The organism is Hoeflea sp. (genome assembly GCF_039975035.1).
Lineage (GTDB): Bacteria > Pseudomonadota > Alphaproteobacteria > Rhizobiales > Rhizobiaceae > Hoeflea.
In genome coordinates, this window is the sequence record NZ_JBDWHW010000249.1 from 13538 (window position 1) to 32141 (window position 18604).

The window sequence follows — 18604 nt, forward strand, 5'->3', positions numbered from 1 at the left end:
CAATTTCGAATATGACAGCTATCAGGACGCCGTGTGATGAATGCGATGACCCATCCCTATGCCGGCGACGGCAGTCACACCTCAAGCTATTACGCCGTTTCGGCCAATCCGGCGCCAAAGCGGCCGGAGCTGCTGGGTGACCATCAGATCGATGTGTGCATCGTCGGCGCCGGATACAGCGGTCTCTCGACCGGGCTGAATCTTGCGGAAAAGGGCTACAAGGTTGCCATCATCGAGGGCGCGCGGGTCGGCTGGGGTGCCTCGGGGCGCAATGGCGGACAGATCGTCAACGGGCTGAACGCCAGTCTGCAGACGATCAGGAAACGCTATGGGCAAGACACTGCCACTTTTGTCGCCGGCCTGGTGCAGGAGGGTGGCGAGATCATCCGCGAGCGGATCAGCACCTACGAGATCCAATGCGATCTGAAGGAAAAGAACATCTTTACCGGCCTGACCAGCGCCCATATGGGCGAATTGGAAGAGCGGATGAGGCTCTGGGCCAGCTACGGCATCAACAACCAGGAGATGCTGGACAAGGACCAATTGCGCAAACACGTCAATTCCGACCTTTATGCCGGAGGGCTGATCGACCATTCCGGCGGCCATATGCACCCGCTCAATCTGGCCCTTGGCGAGGCGGCAGCGTTTGAGACCAATGGCGGCATCATCTATGAGATGTCCCCGGTCATCGATGTGGAACACGCCGCGGCCCGGCCTGTGGTCAAGACCGCCAAAGGGTCGATAACCTGCAAGACGCTGGTTCTGTGCGGCAATGCCTATCTGGGGCACGTGGTGCCGATGCTGACCTCGCGGGTGATGCCGGTGTCAACACAGGTGATGGCAACCGAGCCTTTGGGCGAGGCGCGGGCGCGGGTATTGCTGCCGACCGATACCTGCATCGAGGATATCCGCTATATCCTCGATTACTATCGTTTGTCTGGCGACAAGCGGCTGCTGTTTGGCGGCGGGACTGTTTACGGTGGTGCCGACCCCAGCGATATCAAGGCGAAATTGCAGCGCAACATGGACAAGGTGTTTCCACAGCTCAAGGGGGTCAGGATCGACTACGCCTGGAGCGGCAATTTTGCGCTTTCGTTCAGCCGCGTGCCGCAGATGGGCCGGATCGGTGACAACACCTATTTCGCGCATGGCTACAGCGGCCACGGCGTTACCGGATCGCATACCTTCGGGCGCATCCTGTCGGAGGCGATCGACGGCGACCTTGCCCGGTTCGACGTGTTCGCCAAGGTGCCGTGGTATCCGTTCCCCGGCGGGCGCATGTTCCGTGTTCCCTACTCGGTAATGGGGTCGTGGTGGTACGCGCTGCGCGACAAGTTCGGCATGTAAACCGTGGTGGGGCGGAGATCAGCAGAGTTGGCGAATTTGGAGTAGGCCGCTTGTTTCGTGCCTGCCGTGCAAGCCGCGCAACGAACGGTCCGAAATACCAACGCCGATCGGCGCACCAAACGATATTTCTAACGGCGACCAGTTGCGAGAAGGACGAATGATCGAGCACTGAGCAGTTAGAAATTTTGCCCACCTGATCTCAGTGCCGTGGGCGATACCCCGCTGAGCGCGGTGCGCCAGGTAGCCGGCTTGTCGCTTGACGCCAAGATGCAGAGACTATTTCGCAGACGTACGGCACGCTTCCGTCAAAACAACAACCGCTCTAATCCTCGGAGCCCGCCGGGCGGTAGGCACCCGCCATCCGCCGTGCTTGTGTCCAAGTTTCAGGGGATTCCAGGCGCGTGTCCATACGCCCGCACGCAGCGAACGCCCGATCCGCTTCGGCTTCGGCGTCGGCAAGCACCTCTCCAAGATCAAGATGCGAAACCTTGCGTTCTTCCATCAGGATGCGTCCGTCCACGATGACGGTATCGATATCGGCCGCATTGGCAAAATGCGTGATCCGGTTCAGCGCCATGACCGGCGGCCAGAGATGCGGCTTTCGCCCGTCAAGAAGGATGACATCGGCCTTTTTCCCTACTTCCAACGAACCAATCTGATCCGCAACTCCAAGTGCCCTGGCGCCATCTATGGTGCAAAGCTCCAATGCCTTGCCCTCTGGCAGGACCGCGGGATCGCGGAAATGGCGACGATGGTAATGCATCGCCTGCGCCATATGCCGGAACATATCGAATCCGCGATCCGGGGCGCCGGCATCTGAGCCCAGGCAAACCGTCACACCTGCCTCTAAAAGCTCAGGGACCGGGCACCGCCCGATGATCGACATTATGGCGGAGGGGTTGTGGATGATCGACGCCCCGGTTTCGCGCAGCGCCGCGAAATCCTCCTCAGCGAGATCCACACTGTGTCCCAGCGCCGCCAATGGCGACAGCAGCCCCAGATCCCGCGCCAGCGCGATGGTGCCGGTTCGATGCCCGTCCTGGGTAAACAGCACCCCCGCCTTGTCCTGCAGTGTCCGCATTGCCGCCGACATACGGCGAATTTCCGGTCCGTGCAGTTCCATGTGCGCGTTTGAATAGACCGGCAGGATCAGGGCAACACCGGTGCGGCGGGCCAGAATATCGTCATGTCTGGCAATAAGATCGGCACATACTTCCATCTGCTGCTCAAAGCTGACCGCCCGCCGCTCGGTTCCAAAATGTTTCGGGAAGGGCAAGCGGCCCGGCCCGACGGCAACGAAAGTCCGCAGGCCTGACTCGATCGTTGCTGCGCTGTGAACATCACCGGCTTCCGGCGTGTCGGTGCGCATCACATCTGCGCCTCCGCCGAGCAGCGAAACGGCGGTTGTGACCCCCGCCTTCAGCCGTTCCATCTGGGCCAGCCGCGCCTCGGCCCGCCAGAACGCCGGCGTGGCGACACCGGCGTAGATTTCCTCACAAATCCGGAACCAGAGGTCGCCATCTCCATCGCCCGCCGCCCGCACGAGACCGTGGCCGGAATGTGAATGCGCGTCGATCAATCCCGGCATCGCAATCAGGCCTGGCCGCTCGATGATCCGCTTCGCCTTCGGAGCCTCGCCCGCGCCGATGGCGGAAATCCGGTCGGCGTCAATGGCGATCCATCCGTTCTCAATGACGCGACGTTTCAAATCAACCGTGACTATGGTCGCGCAGCGGATCAGCAAGTCGTGCAACACGCTCATGCCAGCAGGTCCCGCAGGTCGTCGGACGATTCCGCGCTTTCCTCCAAATCAAGCTGGCCTTCCAGATGGTCAAGATGGTGATTCATCAGATGCTTCGCCTGAGGTCCGTCTCCATTCTTGATCACCTCGACCAGTTTAGCATGTTCGTCCGGCCCGCATTCGGCCTGCTTTCGGGTCTGATACATCGCGATGATCAGCGAGGTGCGCGAGACCAGATCGCGCAGGACATCCCAGAGATAGGGCGACCCCGCCAGTTCACCGATCAAAAGATGAAAACCGCCGGACAATAGAATTGTCGCTTTGGTGTCGCCCGCAACCCGCGCTTGCCGCTCCTCGGCGACATGGGCCTCCAGGCGGGCAATTGCGTCAGGACCGGCGGATTCACAAAGCCGGGACACCAGGCTCAATTCAATTGTGCGCCGGGAAAAAAAGATATCACGCGCTTCCACGATCGACGGCTGAGAGACGAATGCTCCCCGATGTGGCACCAGCGTTACCAACCCGTCGTGCTCCAGGGCAGTGAGGGCCTGGCGGACGCGAGCGCGACTCACCGAGAAGATCTCGGCCAGTTGCTCCTCCTTCAGCCGGGTGCCCGGCTTCAGCTTGCGTTCGGCAATCGACAGCCAGATACGGTTGTAAATTTCCATCTGCGGAGCGTCGCTCGTTTCTGCCTCAGACATTCAGGGTAGTCTCCCGGTTGAACACAAAATTTTCATTCTGCTTAAAATTAGGTCAACAATAATGTCGGCACAAGCGATTTTTTTTGTAGACAATTTTGCATAATCATGTTTGCAATAAGGTGTCGAGGTCCTGATACCTGTCAATTCTTTGGGCCTACCGAACAACAAAGGGGAATTAACTGATGCTTCGCCACCTTGTCATGACAGCCTTTGCCGCGACCATCGCGGCCTCCGGCGCATCCGCCGAAACCCTGCGTTACGCTACGGCGCGGGATATCTATGGGCTTGACCCCCATGCCGTGACCGACAGTTTCACGAATATCTTTACCCATCATATTTACGAGCCTCTGGTGCGTTACGACGCCGACCTGAAGATTGAACCTGCCCTCGCTACAAGCTGGGAAGTGCTCGAACCAACGCGCGTGCGCTTCAAACTCCGGGAAGGCGTAACCTTCCAGGGTGGCGAGACTTTCGGCGCCGACGATGTGCAGATGTCGCTGATGCGTGCCGTCGATCCGAAATCGCCGCTTCGCGGCAACCTTCCCGGACTGACTGCGGTTGAGATTGTGGACGATCTGACAGTCGACCTCATCCTTGCCGGGCCTACGCCGTTGCTGAACAACTACCTCACCAACGTTTTCATCATGGATAAGGGCTGGCTTGAAACCCACAACGCGGTTGCGCCGATTGATGCCAGTCAGGGTGAAGAAGGCTACACCACCAACAATGCCAACGGCACAGGCCCGTTCAAGCTCGAAAGCCGTCGCCCTGATGCGCTGAATGTGCTGGTCAATAACGAGGGCTGGTGGGACACGCCGCAACACAACCTGACCCGTATCGAACACACCCCGATCGGCTCCGACGCCACCCGTGTCGCGGCCCTGCTGTCTGGAGAGATCGACCTGATCGAACCCGCGCCGCTTCAAGACGCGGACCGCATCGAAGGAACCGAGGGCGTGCACATGCTGCAGAACCCGGGCCTGAGGAGCATCATGATGGGGATCAACATGGGCGACGAGCTTGTTGACGGCAACGTCGACGGCAACCCGCTCAAGGATCTGCGGGTTCGCCAGGCCATGTATCACGCACTGAATATGGACCTCATTCGGGACCGCATTATGCGCGGCAAGTCGCGCGTCACCGGCTCGCTCATCGCGCCGGAGGTAAAAGGTTTCTCCGAAGCGATGGACGAACGACTGGCATATGATCCGGAGAAGGCCAAGGCGCTTTTGACCGAAGCCGGCTATCCCGATGGCTTTGCCTTCAACCTGAACTGCCCCAATGACCGCTATGTCAACGATGAGGGCATTTGTCAGGCCATGGCTGCGATGTTGGCCCAAGCCGGTTTCCAGCCGCGTTTGGTGACCGAGCCTCGGCAGATGCATTTCCAGAAAGTCGACAACCGGCAGGTTGATGTGTTCATGCTCGGTTGGGCAACCCTGCCGATGCTTGATGGGTTCTCGGTTCTCTCGGCGATGCTGGCAACGCCCGGCGGCGAGTACGGCACCTTTACCCCAAACGGCTATTCCAACGCGAAGGTCGATGAGTTGACAAAGGCCGTCGCGGTCGAGATCGACGAGGAAAAGCGTCAGGCATTGATGCAGGAAGCATTGATGCTGGCTAAGTCGGACATTCCGTGGCTTCCTCTGCACCAGCAGCCTCTGTCATGGGCCGCCCGCGACACGGTAGAGATCCCTCAGGCCGCCGATGATCTGGTGCGCCTGTGGTACGCCAAAATCAAAAAATGATCCTCGCTGGGGGTCGGAGCGCGCTCTGCTCCGGCTCCCCCATCTGTTAAGATCAGCAGCCAGAGAGGACCCAGTCATGCTCGGTTTTCTAATCCGACGCATCATCCAGTCGATTTTTGTCATGCTCGCCGTTGCATTGATTGCCTTCATGATGTTCCGCTTCATGGGCGATCCGGTGAACTCCCTGGTGGCGGAGAACGCCACCACCGAAGAACGCGATGCCGTGCGCGAACGCCTTGGCCTCGACCAACCAATCTGGGTGCAATACGGGCGTTTTGTGGTCCGAGCCTCGACTGGTGATTTTGGCCTCTCCTGGCGCAATGCGCGACCGGTCTCCTCCCTGTTGGCCGAGCGTTTCCCCGCCACCGCGGAGCTTGTTCTCGTCGCAGCGGGACTGTCGCTGCTCCTGGGCATTCCTCTTGGTATTCTCACCGCATTGCGGCCTCACAGCCTCTCGGCCCAGACCCTGCAATTTCTTTCACTGATTGGAATCTCGCTCCCGACCTTTGTGACAGGCATTCTGCTGATTCTGGTCTTCTCGGTCTGGCTTGGCTGGCTGCCTTCCTTCGGGCGGGGAACGGTCGTTGATATCGGGTGGTGGTCAACAGGGTTCCTCACGCTCTCTGGTCTCAAGGCCCTGATTCTGCCCTCGATCATGCTCTGTCTTTTCCAGCTCACCCTGATCATGCGGTTGGTGCGGGCGGAGATGATGGAGGTGCTGCGCACCGACTATATCAAATTCGCAAGAGCCAGGGGTCTGACCAACCGTTCCATCAATTTCCGTCACGCGCTCAAGAACACACTGATCCCGGTCATCACCATTTTCGGCCTGCAGCTCGGTGGCCTCATCGCTTTTGCCATCGTCACCGAAACTGTCTTCCAATGGCCAGGCATGGGCGCATTGTTCATTCAGGCCGTCAGCTTTGGCGACGTGCCGGTAATGGCCGCCTATCTGGTGTTGGTCAGCCTGATCTTCGTCATCATCAACACAACCGTTGACCTGCTATACGCAGTGCTCGACCCGCGCCTGCGCACCGATGGTGCGCGTGCCGCACATTGAACGGGCGAAACCATGTCATCCTCATCCCTTTCCCGCGCGCTCGACAGCGATCTCGCCTGGAGCTTTCGCACCTCTTGGAGTGCACGGATCTCCAGCCTGAGCCTGTTCGTCCTTTTCGCGGCAGCGCTCTTGGCTCCGCTGTTGGCGACGCAGAACCCGTACGACATTTCGCAGCTCTTCCTCCTGGACAGCGAACTGCCGCCGTCCTGGATCGAAGGCGGCGATCCCCGTTATCTGCTGGGCACCGACCAGCAGGCCCGTGATGTTTATTCCTCCATACTCTACGGCTTGCGTCTGTCGCTTATCGTCGGCTTTGCCAGCGTCGCATTGGCGGCCACCCTTGGCGTTTCGCTGGGGCTGCTGGGCGGGTTTGTCGGCGGAACCGTGGACGGGGCAATCATGCGAGTGGCGGATGTTCTGCTCAGTTTCCCGGCCATCCTCGTCGCGCTGCTGGTGAACGGCATCGCGCGCGGTGTTTTGCCTGCAGACCGTCACGCGGATGCGGCGATCTGGGTGATGATCCTTGCCATCGGTCTGACCAACTGGGTGCAATATGCGCGCACCGTCCGCGGCTCCACTATGGTGGAACGGCACAAGGAATACGTTCAAGCCGCTCGCATCAACGGCGTTTCGGGCATGGGTATCATGATCCACCATATCCTGCCCAACGTGCTTGGCCCGGTACTGGTCATCGCCACCATCAACCTCGGCATGGCTGTGCTGACCGAAGCCACCTTGTCGTTCCTCGGCGTCGGCATGCCGGCAACCCAACCCTCGCTCGGCACGCTGATCCGGATCGGCAACGAATACCTGTTCTCGGGTATCTGGTGGGTGGTGATCTTTCCGTCCGTCGTGCTGGTTGTGCTCGTGCTTGCCGTCAACGTTCTGGGCGACTGGTTGCGCGATGCCCTGAACCCGAAACTGAGGTAGAGCATCATGACAATTCTAACGGTTGAAAATCTGACTGTCTGCTTTCCCAGCCGCCACGGTTCAGTCAACGCGATCGAGGATGTGACGCTGTCGGTCTCTGCCGGCGAAATTCTGGGCATGGTCGGCGAAAGCGGCGCAGGCAAGTCGATGACAGGCGCCGCCATCATCGGCCTGATTGAGCCGCCAGGCCATATCTCCCAAGGTGAAATCAGGCTTGAGGGAGATCGCATAGACAACCTGCGCCCCGAAGCGATGCGCCGCATTCGCGGGCGTCGGATCGGCGCGATCTTTCAAGACCCGCTGACAAGCCTCAACCCGGTTCTGACCGTGGGCGAACAACTGATTGAAACCATCCAGACCCACCTGAAAATGTCGAAATCCGAGGCGCGTTCGCGTGCCATTGACTGGCTGCGTCGCGTCGGCATTCCCGCCCCCGAGGCGCGGATCGACACATATCCGCATCAGTATTCGGGCGGAATGCGCCAGCGGGTCGTTATAGCACTGGCGCTGTGCGCCGAACCACGTTTGGTCATCGCCGATGAACCCACCACCGCGCTCGATGTCAGCGTGCAGGCCCAGATCATCGCACTCTTGCGCAGATTGGCGCGGGAGACCGGGGTGGCGGTCATCCTTGTTACGCATGACATGGGTGTGATCGCAGAGACTGCGGACCGGGTGGCCGTCATGTATGCGGGCAGGATCGTCGAAATCGGCACCGTCACGGAAGTGCTGACCGCGCCAAAGCATCCCTATACAACAGGCCTCATGGCCTCCATCCCGCGTATCGGAGAACGCCCGGAGACACTTTCCCAGATCGAAGGCGCGATGCCCCGGCCTTTCGCCCGCCCCGACGGCTGCGCCTTTGGCCCCCGCTGCCCGCACCGGATGGAAATCTGTTCACAGCGTCGGCCAGAATCCAAAGGCACGGCAACACGATCTGTTGCCTGCCACCTTACAGAGGAGGTCCCCGTATGACCGAGCCCCTTCTATCCGTTTCCGGCCTGAAGAAAAGCTTCGACCTGTCGCCGCCGTTCCTGGACCGCATCTTTTCGGGGGCGAAGCGGCAGTATGTCCATGCCGTCGATGGCGTCGACCTTTCAATCGAACGCGGCACCACGCTCAGCCTTGTCGGCGAAAGCGGCTGCGGCAAGTCGACCGTCGCCAAACTGTTGATGGGGCTTGCGCGGCCCTCTGTGGGCAGCATTCGTTTCGAGGGAAACGAGCTTGCAGGGACAACCGCAGGCAAGCCGCCCGCCGTCCGGCGCCGGATGCAGATGATCTTTCAAGATCCCTTCGCCAGCCTCAACCCGCGCTGGCGCGTCGCCCGCATCATCGCTGAACCGATGAAAAGCTTCGGCACTCATCCCGACGCGGACGTTCGCCGCAAGGAAGTGGACCGGCTTTTGGAATTCGTCGGCCTCTCGGCTGCGGACGGAGAGAAGTTCCCGCATGAATTCTCCGGCGGGCAAAGGCAGCGCATTTCAATTGCCCGGGCAATTTCGACCAAGCCGGAATTTCTCGTTTGTGACGAGCCCACCTCGGCTCTTGATGTTTCCGTCCAGGCGCAAATCCTAAATCTGATGCGGGAGCTTCAAAAGGAACTGGGACTAACCTACCTTTTCATCAGCCACGACCTCGCGGTGGTCAATTACATTTCTGACCACATCGGCGTGATGTATCTGGGCCGTTTGGTGGAACTGGCGCCGGCTGCGGAAATATTCATCAACCCGCAACATCCCTACACCCGGCTTTTGCTGGACACCGTGCCGGACATCACCATGGCCCACCGTGACGCGGAACGCCCGATGGGTGAGGTGGCCAATCCGGTTACGCCGCCGATCGGTTGCCATTTTCATCCGCGCTGCCCCTTGGCCAACAACCGCTGCCGCAGCGAAGCCCCCGGTTTTCTCCAGCATGGTTTGGCGCAGGTTCGTTGTCACGCGGTCGAAGAAGGTCGCGCCGGTTTGCCACTCATCAGAGAGGCTGGATGATGGATTTCGATTTCACCCGCTTGCCGCCTCAAGACCGTTATCGGCTGTTGACGAATTTCATCGGACCCAGACCGATCGCGCTTGTCACCACGCGCTCACAGGCGGGCCATACAAACGCCGCGCCTATGAGCTTTTTCAACGTCTTCTCACAGGATCCCCCCATCGTGATCCTTGGTATCCAGACCAGGGGCGATGGAAATGAAAAAGACACTTTGGTCAACATCCGCCGCACGCAGGAATTCTGCGTCAATATGGTGGATATGGAGATTGCGGAGGCGATGATCCTTTGCGGCGTCAACTTCTCCCGTGACGTCGATGAGCCCGTATTTGCGGGGCTGAAATCCGAAGCGTGCCGCAAGATCGACGCCCGTTACCTCGTCTCCACACCTTGCGCGATGGAGTGCAAGGTGGAACGGATCATCGACTTTCCGCGCCGCGCGATCATTCTTGGCGAAGTGGTCGAAATGACCGTCCGTGACAACTGTCTGGACGCCGACGGGCGTTATGTGAACCCTGAGGTCTATCAACCCATCGCCCGGCTGCATGCCGACAATTACATCGTCGCCGACCGGCAATTCGAACTGAAGAAACCTGAAGGGGCAGAGGCATGGGAAGCGGCCCAGCTCACTCCGCCGGCGGAGAAGACCATCTAATGCGCATACATGTCATCAATCCCAATTCCACTGCGTCCATGACCGCCCAGATCGGCCGCGCCGCCGAACTGGCCGCCAGTCCGGGAACAACCATCGACCTTGTCACCGCCAGCGGAACACCGGTTTCCATAGAAGGCTATGCGGATGAGGCATTGGCTGTTCCGGCAATGCTTTCGGCGATCCGTGCTGCCGAAGCCCGTGGCGCAACAGCGCACGTCATAGCCTGCTTTGACGATCCCGGGCTCCACGCGGCCCGCGAAGTAGCCTCAGGCCCTGTCATTGGTATCTGCCAGGCAGCCTTGCAGGTGGCGATGACTTTGTCCTCCCGGTTTTCTGTCGTCACGACTGTGTCCCGGTCTGTTCCGATCATCGAGGATCTCGTCAACGGCTACGGCGCCGGACGGCACTGCCGACGCGTGCGCGCCATCGACCTTCCCGTCCTCGCTCTTGAGCAGGACATGCCTCGCTCCTGCTCCCTGATCGCAGCCGAAATTCGCGCCGCCCGGCATCACGACGGCGTGGAGGCCATTGTGCTTGGTTGTGCCGGAATGGCCGAGCTTTGCGAACGGCTGACCGCCGAAACCGGTGTTCCCGTCATCGACGGGGTCACCGCAGCGGTGAGGCTGGCCGAGGCCATGGTCGGCATGGGCTATGGCACCTCCAAGCTCGGCGGCTACGCATGGCCCAACAACAAGACAGGCGGCTTCGCCCCGGAGGTCGCATGACAGACCTGTTGATCCGCAACTTGCGCCCGATGGGAGATGCGCCGACGGATATGCTGATCCGCGCCGGGCGAATTGAAAAACTGGCCCCTGGGATCGAGGCCCCGGAGGTTCCGGTGGAAGACGCTGCCGGCGCCATCGCAATTCCCGGTCTCGTGGAAGCGCACACGCATCTGGACAAAACGCTGATGGGGATGGGCTGGTATGAAAATTCGGTCGGTGCCGATCTGCGTGCCATGATTGACAATGAACGCGCCGAGCGCCGTCGCCTGCACCATGACCCGGCGCGCCAGTCCATGCGGCACGCACTGGCGCTTGCGGGCAACGGCACGACCCATATTCGCAGCCATGTCGACGTCGATACCGAAAACGGCTTGGCTGCAATCGAGGGCGTTCTCCAAACCCGCGACGCCCTGCGCGATGTGGTGGATATTGAGATCGTGGCATTTCCGCAATCCGGCCTGATGATCCGTTCCGGAACGGCAGAGTTGCTGGACCGGGCCATGGCAATGGGTGCGGATCTGGTCGGTGGTCTCGATCCCTGCGGCATAGACCGCGATCCGAAGGGCCATCTCGATACGCTCTTCGCCCTTGCCGAAAAGCACGGCAAAGGCATAGACATCCATTTGCACGAAGGCGGTCAACTCGGCGCTTTTTCGATGGAGATGATTCTTGAACGAACCCGTGCCCTGGGAATGAAAGGCAAGGTCGCAATCAGCCATGCCTTCTGTCTGGGAATGCAGGACTGGAATCGCACGGAAAGCCTGCTTGAAGCTCTGGCTGATCAGGATGTGGCGATCCTGACCACCGGTGCGCCTTCGCGTGAAGTGCCTGCAATAAAGCGGGTGCTCGGCGCGGGCATCCGAATGGGTGCGGGCTGCGATGGCGTTCTCGACACCTGGAACCCGTGGAACCGCCCCGACATGCTGGACCGGGCGCGGATCGTGGCGCAGAAAAACAACATGCGTTCCGACGCCGATCTGGCGTTGGCGCTGGCGGTTTGCTCAACCGGCGGAGCGGATGTCATGGGCGTGGTCGGTCACGGACTTGCCTCCGGATGCAACGCCGATCTGGCCTTTCTTTCCGGCAGCACGCTCGCAGAGGCGGTTGCCACCGGCGGGCCGGTCTTGTTGACTCTCAAAGGTGGAAGGGTCACCGGCCGCAATGGAAACTCGACACGGGAGGCGCCATGATGCTGGATGATCTGATACTGGGCGCACGCCCCAAAGGCCGCACCGCGCTGGCCGCGCGCTGGATCGTTGCACATCAGGATGGCGGCCATCGTCTGCTGGAAAACGGCGAAATTGTTATCGACCGGGACCGTGTTCTCTATGTCGGCCCGCGCTTTGAAGGCGCGGTCGCCCGCCGCATTGACCTCGGCAATGTGCTCGTCTCGCCGGGCTTCATTGACCTTGATGCGCTCTCTGACCTTGATACCACGACCTTGGGCGTCGATTGCGGGCCGGCATGGGCCAAAGGCCGCGTCTGGCCGCAAACCTATGTCGACCGCGGCCCTTACGAGATGTACTCGCCGGAAGAGCTTGTCTTCCAGAAGCGGTTCAGCTTTGCGCAACTGTTGTGCAACGGCGTCACATCCGCCCTGCCCATCGCTTCGCTGTTCTACCGCGAATGGGGAGAGACGGCGGCCGAGTTTGAGGCGGCAGCCGATGCCGCGGGCGAACTGGGCCTTCGCGTTTGGCTCGGTCCGGCCTTCCGGTCGGGCGGCATGGTCTGCACCGCGCCCGCGGTGCTGGAACCCCGATTTGACGAGGCACGGGGGCTTGCCGGGCTTGACGATGCGCTCGCGTTCATCCGGTCACAATCGGGCCGTTTTGAGGGATTGGTGCAGGGAATGCTTGCGCCCGACAGAGTGGAAACCTGTACACAAGCTCTGTTGATCCGGACCATGGACGCCGCGCGCGATATGGAAATCCCCGTTCGCCTGCATATGGCCCAGGGACAGATGGAGCGGGACACCGTGCAGGCGCTACACGGCAGCACAGCGCCGCAATGGCTTGCAGGGTTCGGCGCGCTCAACGACCGCCTCATCGCGCCGCATGCAACCTATGCGACCGAGCAGGATCTCAGCCTCTATGTCGATCATGGCGTCACCGTCGCACACTGCCCGCTGGTTTTCGCACGCTCAGGCGCGATGTTGCGCTCGTTTGCAAAACTGCGCCGCATGGGCGTGAAGATCGGCATGGGCACCGACACCGCACCGCCGGACATGGTGCTGAACATGGCTGTCGGTGTGATGATGGCACGCATGGCGGGCGATAGCCTGAGCGAAACCGCTCCGGAACATCTGTTTGATGCCGCAACGCTTGGCGGTGCTGCCGCGCTCGGGCGATCCGATCTCGGACGGCTGAAAGAAGACGCAAAAGCCGACATCGCCGTATTTGACATGTCGGACGCGCTGATGGCCCCACAGGTGGACCCGATACGGACCCTGGTACTTGGGGCAACCGGGCGCGTGACCAAGGCTGTCTTCGTTGACGGCCGGCTTTCGATGCGTGACGGAAAAGTTGCAGGTCTGGACTGGGACGAGGCGCGCCCCCGGGCTCAGCGACAGTTTGAAAGGCTGGTGGCGAAATATCCCGACCGCACCTGGGGGCATCCTCCGCTACAGGACATTTTCCCCCCGGCCTTTCCGGCGTTTCGCTGACTGCAATCCATCCAAGCGCAAAGGTTTCATTGCTTGGGAACGGCGGGGCACGCGAAACCGAGTCCGGTGTCGTCATAATGAATATGCTCAAGGCTACAGCGCCCCGCATCCCACTGGATGCGCAAAGGACACTGAATCAGAATTCTCAAAGTTGCAGATTTACGATTCACTCGCCCCATGGAAGGAGAACTGCCATGGGCAAGCCGCATCCGATCGAGTTGCGCGCGCGTGTTGTTGCGTTTGTCGAGGAAGGGAATAGTCATCGGGAAGCGGCTCGGCATTTCCGGGTTTCGCCGCGATTTGTGAACAATATGGTGATCCTGAAGCGAGCGTCCGGCGAACGTGCACCGGCCAGGCAGGGGCATCTGGGTGGCGGCAAGCTGACCGGACACGAGGAATGGGTTCGTCAGCGTTTGTCCGACAACGGCGATCTGACGCTGGACGAATTGTGCGTCGAACTGGCAGGGCGTGGCGTATCGGTTGTCCGCTCGACGGCCAGCCGATTTCTGCATCGGCTTGGGCTGAGCCATAAAGAAAGCCTGCAGGCAGCCGAGCAGTTACGGCCCGAGATCGCGCGGTCCCGTGATCAGTGGATCAACCATCGCAAACCGTTCTTCAACAAGGCATTGGCGCGGTTGATCTTAATCGATGGTGAGGCGGATCAGCAATCGATCCAGTGAATCGATTGCCTGCCGAACGCGACCAACACCAAACTCACCAAACGCACAGGATGGTCGCCAAGGGGCAAGCGCTATCACACCCATGCGCCGTTCGGTCGTGGAAAACGCAGACCTTTATCGCCGGCCTGCGCTGTCATGGGTTGAGCGCACCCTGGGTTGTCAACGCGCCAATGAACGGCCGCTTCTTCGAAACATGGATAGAGACCCAGTTCGCACCGACCTTGTCGCCAGGCGACGTCGTCATCCTCGACAATGTCGCCTTTCACAAAAGTCAGCGCGCAGAAGAACTGGTCTAGGCACGAGGTGCATGGATCCTCTTCCTGCCGCCCTATTCCCCTGATCTCGATCCCACCCTTTCTGCATTTGCTTCACAATTGCCTGCCGGTCAATGATCGAAATGGCGCTTTCAAAACTCAAGACACTGCTGCGAAAACGAGCGGCACGAAATTTTGATGCCATCTCAAATGCTCTCGGCGATATCTGCGACCTCTTCTCCATCAATGAATGCCGAAACCTCTTCAAAGCAGCAGGATATGAGGCGGAATGAATGCAACACGCTTTAATTTGGTTCTCTTGGTGTACATATATCGTACACGCACACCGCTAAACCTTTGATATTAAAAGATTATCCATCCAGTCGATCATCGGAGCGACGGCGAAGACAGGGACTCCGGCATGATGTTGATGTTTCATGTCCATCCGAAACGGCAGCAATCCAGCGGCTTGGTGCAAAGGGAGGGGTCTTCGGTCAGTCTCCGTCACGTCCAACCATCTCGATCCACGGCAAGCAGATACAGGCAATTTTATCGTTGTGCCATAATTATTGTGGTCTGGGCTTGCATTGCATCTCCCAGCCCATGCTCAACCGCTTCAGGAAAATCGGATACCGGGATCTGGCAATGGCCAGCGTCGGCCTTCAGTGCCGTGAAATATTCTGCTTCGGCAAATCCTGCTTCAGCATGAATGCGCCCGGCCGCATCCAGAAGCAATTCCGTCATGTCGCTCGTCGAGACCCGGTCCGCCTGCATTATTTGCCTGATGAGAGGATCCTCCAGCACGTCGGCAATCGTCAATTCATCATAAGCCATCAACGTCTCCTGTCCTGATACTCAGATCAATAAACGCGGGTTTGACCCTCATGATGACAAAACCGGGACAATTCCAAGGCAATTGATAAAGTGGCCAGCCTTTGTGATTGTGAGAGCGCCAGCAAACCACCTCCCCCGCTTGCGCTGGCATCGTCCGAGCCGTGAAATTCCGCTCGATAAAACCCTCCATGCCGCAAAAACTTCCGGCAGAGCGCCTGCGCTAAAAAATGCCCCGGAAGCGATCACGGTAAACAAGTCAGGTTGTTCAATCCGCGTTCACTCCGGGCAGGCGGCTGTTGCCAATAGTCTATCTGTTCAACTGGCGCATGATGCCGGCCAGGCACATGCTGCCCTAGCTTTTGGCAGCATTGCTTTTTTCCCCAGACCTGAAAGTAAGCAGGAAGGCGAGCCCCAGCATGACCGCGGTGATGGCGTAAAGCGTCAGCGCGATGGGGCTCGAAAACAGAAACTGGAAATCGCCGTCCGAGATCGAAAGCGCGCGACGCAGATTGTTCTCCATATCCGCACCCAGGAGCAATCCGAGGATGACCGGAACCAGCGATATGCCGAGCATGCGCAGCACATAGCCGATCACCCCGAATCCGACCATGATGAACAGATCGAAGGTCGAATGGCTGATCGAGTAAACCCCCAGAAAGCTGACCATCACCACAAATGGCATCAGGATCCATTGCGGCAGCGACAGCATGCGCGTGAACAGGCCGATCATCGGGATGTTCATCACCAGAAGTGCGATGTTGGCGATGTAGAGCGCGGCAATCAGGCCCCAGACCAGTTCCGGCTGCCGTTCAAACAGCAGCGGGCCGGGCTGGATGTTGAGCGAGATGAGCAGCGCCAGCATTACCGCCGTGGTGCCGCTGCCGGGAATGCCGAGGGTGAGCATCGGGATCAGCGCACCGCCGGATGCGGCATTGTTGCCGGACTCGGGCGCCGCGATGCCACGCGGGTCGCCCTCGCCGAACCTGCCGTCCTTGGCGCTCCAGCGCTTTTCAAAGATGTAGGACATGAAGGCGCCAAGCGACGCGCCTGCCCCCGGCAGAATGCCGCAGATGAAACCGATGATCGATCCGCGCAGATTGGCCCAGCCGCCGGACATCGTGACTTTGAAGCTGGGAATTCCACGCGTCAACGCAACCATCTTGGCTGGTTCCTCATGCACCCGCTCCAGATAGACCAGCACTTCGGAGATGGCGAACAGGCCGACAATGGCAACGATCGGATCAAACCCGTCATAGAGATGGAACGACCCCAGCGTATAGCGCGCGGTGCCCGTCGCCGGATCGAGCCCCACCGTGGCGATCATCAGGCCAAGGAATGCTGCAAGCAATGTCTTGAACGGATTGACCGAGGTGACGCCGCCGATGGTGGCAAAGGCCATTACATAAAGCGCGAAGTAATCGGCCGGACCGAAATAAATCGCGGCCTTTGCTAGCAATGGTGCAAACAGCGTGAGCCCGATGGTCCCGAAAGTCGCACCGATGAACGAGGCGACAGCCGAAATTGCCAGCGCCTCCGACGCCTTGCCCGCCTTGGCCATCGGATAGCCGTCCAGTGTCGTCATGATCGCCGGCTCGTCACCGGGAATGTTCAGCATGATCGACGAGATGCGCCCGCCATACATGCAGCCGTAGTAGATGCATGACAACATGATCAGCGCCGAGGTCGGCTCGAGGCCGAGCGAGAAGGCCAGCGGAATCAGGATGGCCACGCCGTTCACGGGGCCCAATCCCGGCAAAGCGCCGATCAGCGTTCCGGCAAAACAGCCAAACAGCGCCAGAACCAGGTTGGTCGGCGTGATCGCCACCGCAAAGCCCTGCGCAAGGGCGGTAATGGTATCCATGAAATCAGCTCATAAAGTTTGGAAGCGCCGGCAGCGGCAAGCCGAGAAGCCTGTCGAAGGCGACAAACAGGAACGCGCTCATGACAGCGGCTGAAACCAGCGACTTGCGCCAGGTGCTACGCAGCAGGCGCCCCAGCAGGGCGACCGCCAGGAAGGTTGCCAGCGGGAAACCCAGAACCTCAAGAAAGCCCGCATAGGCAAGAAGCAGCGAAATCACCGCGACCTGACGCAGAAGCGGTTTGCCAGTAACCCACGCGGGATCCTTATCCGGCCTGATCATGATGGCCAGGCTGAATAGGGCCGCGGGAATGGACAGCATAATGGGAAAGGCCGCGGGGCCAAGAGGGTCGCCGAAGCTCGCCTCGTAGTCTCCCGCGGTAATGCCGTACCAGATCGACATGGCCAAAAGAAAAAGGCCGACGATCCTGTCGGTCATTTTATGACCCCGATCTCCTGGGAAATCTTGCGCATCTGTTCGGACTGATCCTTCACATAGGCCTCAAACTCCGTTCCGCCACGCCAGACCGGCACCAGACCATTGGCTTTTGCCGTCGTCTTCCAGTCGTCGGTGTCATAGAGCGTGTGCAGGCGATCGACCCAGGCGTTGTAGCCTTCATCGGAAACATCGCCGCCGGTGTAGAACCCGCGCCAGTTATAGCCCGTGACGTCAAGGCCCTGTTCCTTGGCAGTGGGTGAATCCGGAAACGCCGGAACGCGTTCATCGGACAGCGCTGCGAGAATGCGCACATCGCCCGATTCCACAAAACCTGCGGTTTCGCCCAGATCGGTGGAAACCGCCTGAACCTGGCCGCCCATCATCTGTGTCACAGCGGGGCCACCGCCATCAAACTGCACCCAGCGGATTTTCTTGTATTCCTCGCCGGAAAGGCCCGCTGCCTGCGCCAGCATCAAGAGGCGGATATGATCCCAGCCGCCGGCGCCCGACGAACCGGCCACCGCAAGTGAGCCCGGATCCTTTTTCAAAACCGCGATCAGATCATCGAGTGTCTTGAACTCTGAATCCTTCGGCACAAGGATTACGCCCACATCGGTGCCCATCATGCCCACCCAGCGCATGACCGATGTGTCAGCCGGATATTTGCCCTGGGCGATTTGTGTGACGCCCACGGTTGAGGTCGCGACCACAAGGTCCGCATCGTCGGCGCGCGACGACATGACCTTGGCGTAGGCTACCGCTCCCACGCCCCCTGGCATGTTGGTCACCTGAACCGGTCCGTCCACCAGCTTCTGATCGAACAGCATCTTGCCGATGGTGCGGCAGGTAAAGTCCCAGCCGCCGCCGGGGTCTGCCGGGGCAATGCAATCGGCGGCACTGGCTCCGGCGATGGAAAGCGACGTCAAGACGATGGTCGCTCCCAAGAATTTCGATAGTTTCCTCATAAAGTCCTCCCTGGTT

Annotated in this window: 18 protein-coding genes; 12 read left to right on the top strand and 6 right to left on the bottom strand. The window is 59.9% G+C overall.

Annotated features, from left to right (window positions below; translation table 11 throughout):
- The first annotated feature begins 36 nt into the window (after nt 1-36).
- Nucleotides 37-1347 carry an FAD-binding oxidoreductase gene (locus ABJN75_RS22205; RefSeq protein ID WP_348441804.1) on the top strand — a complete coding sequence of 437 codons (1311 nt, stop codon included), beginning with the start codon at nt 37-39 and terminating at the stop codon, nt 1345-1347.
- 322 nt (nt 1348-1669) lie between these two features.
- Here the strand turns inward: ABJN75_RS22205 and ABJN75_RS22210 are convergent, their stop codons facing one another.
- Nucleotides 1670-3109: an amidohydrolase family protein gene (locus ABJN75_RS22210; RefSeq protein ID WP_348441805.1), complete on the bottom strand. Its 1440-nt coding sequence runs from the start codon at nt 3107-3109 to the stop codon at nt 1670-1672.
- Entirely contained in the window at nt 3106-3789 is a 684-nt protein-coding gene (locus tag ABJN75_RS22215; RefSeq protein WP_348441806.1) for a GntR family transcriptional regulator, read from the bottom strand. Before ABJN75_RS22215 ends, ABJN75_RS22210 begins: the two co-directional genes overlap by 4 nt.
- Before the next feature lie 299 nt (nt 3790-4088).
- Here ABJN75_RS22215 and ABJN75_RS22220 point away from each other — a divergent pair, with 299 nt between their 5' ends.
- From ABJN75_RS22220 to ABJN75_RS22270, 11 genes are all read left to right on the top strand, one after another.
- On the top strand, nt 4089-5537 hold the full coding sequence (locus ABJN75_RS22220; protein ID WP_348441807.1) for an ABC transporter substrate-binding protein: 1449 nt from the start codon (nt 4089-4091) through the stop codon (nt 5535-5537).
- Between the two features lie 76 nt (nt 5538-5613).
- Complete coding sequence (locus ABJN75_RS22225) at nt 5614-6597, top strand: ABC transporter permease (RefSeq protein ID WP_348441808.1); 984 nt, start codon at nt 5614-5616, stop codon at nt 6595-6597.
- 12 nt (nt 6598-6609) lie between these two features.
- Nucleotides 6610-7527 carry an ABC transporter permease gene (locus ABJN75_RS22230; RefSeq protein WP_348441809.1) on the top strand — a complete coding sequence of 306 codons (918 nt, stop codon included), beginning with the start codon at nt 6610-6612 and terminating at the stop codon, nt 7525-7527.
- A gap of 6 nt (nt 7528-7533) precedes the next feature.
- Nucleotides 7534-8502, top strand: coding sequence for an ABC transporter ATP-binding protein (locus tag ABJN75_RS22235; RefSeq protein WP_348441810.1), 969 nt, complete (start codon nt 7534-7536; stop codon nt 8500-8502).
- Nucleotides 8499-9518 (top strand): ABC transporter ATP-binding protein, encoded by a 1020-nt coding sequence (locus ABJN75_RS22240; protein ID WP_348441811.1) that lies wholly within the window; start codon nt 8499-8501, stop codon nt 9516-9518. The genes ABJN75_RS22235 and ABJN75_RS22240 overlap by 4 nt, the downstream gene beginning before the upstream one ends.
- Nucleotides 9518-10171: a flavin reductase family protein gene (locus tag ABJN75_RS22245; protein ID WP_348441830.1), complete on the top strand. Its 654-nt coding sequence runs from the start codon at nt 9518-9520 to the stop codon at nt 10169-10171. The genes ABJN75_RS22240 and ABJN75_RS22245 overlap by 1 nt, the downstream gene beginning before the upstream one ends.
- Complete coding sequence (locus tag ABJN75_RS22250) at nt 10171-10896, top strand: aspartate/glutamate racemase family protein (RefSeq protein ID WP_348441812.1); 726 nt, start codon at nt 10171-10173, stop codon at nt 10894-10896. The genes ABJN75_RS22245 and ABJN75_RS22250 overlap by 1 nt, the downstream gene beginning before the upstream one ends.
- Nucleotides 10893-12086, top strand: coding sequence for an amidohydrolase family protein (locus ABJN75_RS22255; protein WP_348441813.1), 1194 nt, complete (start codon nt 10893-10895; stop codon nt 12084-12086). The genes ABJN75_RS22250 and ABJN75_RS22255 overlap by 4 nt, the downstream gene beginning before the upstream one ends.
- On the top strand, nt 12083-13558 hold the full coding sequence (locus ABJN75_RS22260; protein ID WP_348441814.1) for a chlorohydrolase family protein: 1476 nt from the start codon (nt 12083-12085) through the stop codon (nt 13556-13558). The genes ABJN75_RS22255 and ABJN75_RS22260 overlap by 4 nt, the downstream gene beginning before the upstream one ends.
- Before the next feature lie 194 nt (nt 13559-13752).
- Complete coding sequence (locus tag ABJN75_RS22265) at nt 13753-14238, top strand: transposase (protein ID WP_348441815.1); 486 nt, start codon at nt 13753-13755, stop codon at nt 14236-14238.
- A 50-nt stretch (nt 14239-14288) separates the two neighbouring features.
- Entirely contained in the window at nt 14289-14534 is a 246-nt protein-coding gene (locus ABJN75_RS22270) for a transposase (RefSeq protein WP_348441831.1), read from the top strand.
- 507 nt (nt 14535-15041) lie between these two features.
- On the opposite strand, the gene ABJN75_RS22275 is transcribed toward ABJN75_RS22270, so the two are convergent.
- From ABJN75_RS22275 to ABJN75_RS22290, 4 genes are all read right to left on the bottom strand, one after another.
- Nucleotides 15042-15326, bottom strand: a complete 285-nt coding sequence (locus ABJN75_RS22275; RefSeq protein WP_348441816.1) for a hypothetical protein — start codon at nt 15324-15326, stop codon at nt 15042-15044.
- Between the two features lie 352 nt (nt 15327-15678).
- Nucleotides 15679-17187: a tripartite tricarboxylate transporter permease gene (locus ABJN75_RS22280; RefSeq protein WP_348441817.1), complete on the bottom strand. Its 1509-nt coding sequence runs from the start codon at nt 17185-17187 to the stop codon at nt 15679-15681.
- Between the two features lie 4 nt (nt 17188-17191).
- Complete coding sequence (locus ABJN75_RS22285; protein ID WP_348441818.1) at nt 17192-17623, bottom strand: tripartite tricarboxylate transporter TctB family protein; 432 nt, start codon at nt 17621-17623, stop codon at nt 17192-17194.
- Nucleotides 17620-18588 (bottom strand): tripartite tricarboxylate transporter substrate-binding protein, encoded by a 969-nt coding sequence (locus ABJN75_RS22290; RefSeq protein ID WP_348441819.1) that lies wholly within the window; start codon nt 18586-18588, stop codon nt 17620-17622. The genes ABJN75_RS22285 and ABJN75_RS22290 overlap by 4 nt, the downstream gene beginning before the upstream one ends.
- Nucleotides 18589-18604 lie beyond the last annotated feature (16 nt).